Origin of the sequence: Chitinilyticum aquatile DSM 21506, assembly GCF_000430805.1 — a bacterium.
GTDB lineage: Bacteria > Pseudomonadota > Gammaproteobacteria > Burkholderiales > Chitinibacteraceae > Chitinilyticum > Chitinilyticum aquatile.
Window position 1 is genome coordinate 1 of sequence record NZ_AUMS01000028.1, and the last position, 2124, is coordinate 2124.

The 2124-nt window shown below is 52.3% G+C and carries 1 rRNA gene; it reads right to left on the bottom strand.

The annotated features are described in order from the left end of the window. Positions 1 to 114: 114 nt before the first annotated feature. Positions 115 to 2124 (bottom strand): 23S ribosomal RNA (locus H559_RS0113115); the annotation flags it as partial.

Sequence of the window (2124 nt, forward strand, 5' to 3'; positions counted from 1 at the left end):
CGCCACGCTGAATTCAATAGAAGAAGTTAAACTTTCTTATCCCGTCGTATCGACTTTCTTTCTCGGGTCAATTGCCTCGTTTCACACCTAAGCCAATCACGCGTCTCAGGTTATAGGATCAAGCCTCACGGGCTATTAGTATCGGTTAGCTTAACGCATTACTGCGCTTCCACACCCGACCTATCAACGTCCTGGTCTCGAACGATCCTTTAGAGGTCTTAAAGACCTAGGGAAGTCTCATCTTGAGGCTAGTTTCGCACTTAGATGCTTTCAGCGCTTATCTATTCCCGACTTAGCTACCCGGCAATGCCACTGGCGTGACAACCGGTACACCAGAGGTCAGTCCACTCCGGTCCTCTCGTACTAGGAGCAGCCCCCCTCAAACTTCCAACGCCCACTGCAGATAGGGACCAAACTGTCTCACGACGTTTTGAACCCAGCTCACGTACCACTTTAAATGGCGAACAGCCATACCCTTGGGACCGGCTACAGCCCCAGGATGTGATGAGCCGACATCGAGGTGCCAAACTCCGCCGTCGATGTGAACTCTTGGGCGGAATCAGCCTGTTATCCCCGGAGTACCTTTTATCCGTTGAGCGATGGCCCTTCCATTCAGAACCACCGGATCACTATGTCCTGCTTTCGCACCTGCTCGACTTGTCGGTCTCGCAGTTAAGCTACCTTTTGCCATTACACTATCAGTACGATGTCCGACCGTACCTAGGTAACCTTCGAGCTCCTCCGTTACACTTTGGGAGGAGACCGCCCCAGTCAAACTGCCTACCATGCACGGTCCCCGATCCGGATAACGGACCAAGGTTAGAACCTCAAAGGGGTCAGGGTGGTATTTCAACGTCGGCTCCATGCGAACTAGCGTCCGCACTTCAAAGCCTCCCACCTATCCTACACAAACCACTTCAAAGTCCAATGCAAAGCTACAGTAAAGGTTCACGGGGTCTTTCCGTCTAGCAGCGGGGAGATTGCATCTTCACAAACACTTCAACTTCGCTGAGTCTCGGGAGGAGACAGTGTGGCCATCGTTACGCCATTCGTGCGGGTCGGAACTTACCCGACAAGGAATTTCGCTACCTTAGGACCGTTATAGTTACGGCCGCCGTTTACTGGGACTTCAATCAAGAGCTTGCACCCCATCATTTAATCTTCCAGCACCGGGCAGGCGTCACTCCGTATACGTCCACTTTCGTGTTGGCACAGAGCTGTGTTTTTGATAAACAGTCGCAGCCACCAGTTCACTGCAACCCCATCACGCTCCAGACGCAAGGTCCTTCACGCTACCGGGGCACACCTTCTCCCGAAGTTACGGTGTCAATTTGCCGAGTTCCTTCTCCCGAGTTCTCTCAAGCGCCTTAGTATTCTCTACCTGCCCACCTGTGTCGGTTTGCGGTACGGTTCAATATCAGCTGAAGCTTAGTGGCTTTTCCTGGAAGCATGGGATCAATCACTTCAGAATCAAAGATTCCTCGTCATCACGCCTCAGCGTTAAAGGGGACCGGATTTGCCTAATCCCCACGCCTACACGCTTAAACCACCTATTCCAACAGGTGGCTGACCTACCCTTCTCCGTCCCCACATCGCACTGATATCAAGTACGGGAATATTAACCCGTTTCCCATCGACTACGCATTTCTGCCTCGCCTTAGGGGCCGACTCACCCTGCGCCGATGAACGTTGCGCAGGAAACCTTGGGCTTTCGGCGAGGGAGCTTTTCACTCCCTTTATCGCTACTCATGTCAGCATTCGCACTTCTGATACCTCCAGCATGCTTTACAACACACCTTCACAGGCCTACAGAACGCTCTCCTACCATATGTGTAAACACATATCCGCGTCTTCGGTTCATAGTTTGAGCCCCGTTACATCTTCCGCGCAGGACGACTCGACCAGTGAGCTATTACGCTTTCTTTAAATGATGGCTGCTTCTAAGCCAACATCCTGGCTGTCTGTGCCTTCCCACCTCGTTTTCCACTTAACTATGCATTTGGGACCTTAGACGGCGGTCTGGGTTGTTTCCCTCTTGACACAGGACGTTAGCACCCCATGTCTGTCTCCCACGCTCGCACTCTTCGGTATTCGGAGTTTGCCATGGTTTGGTAAGTCGCGATG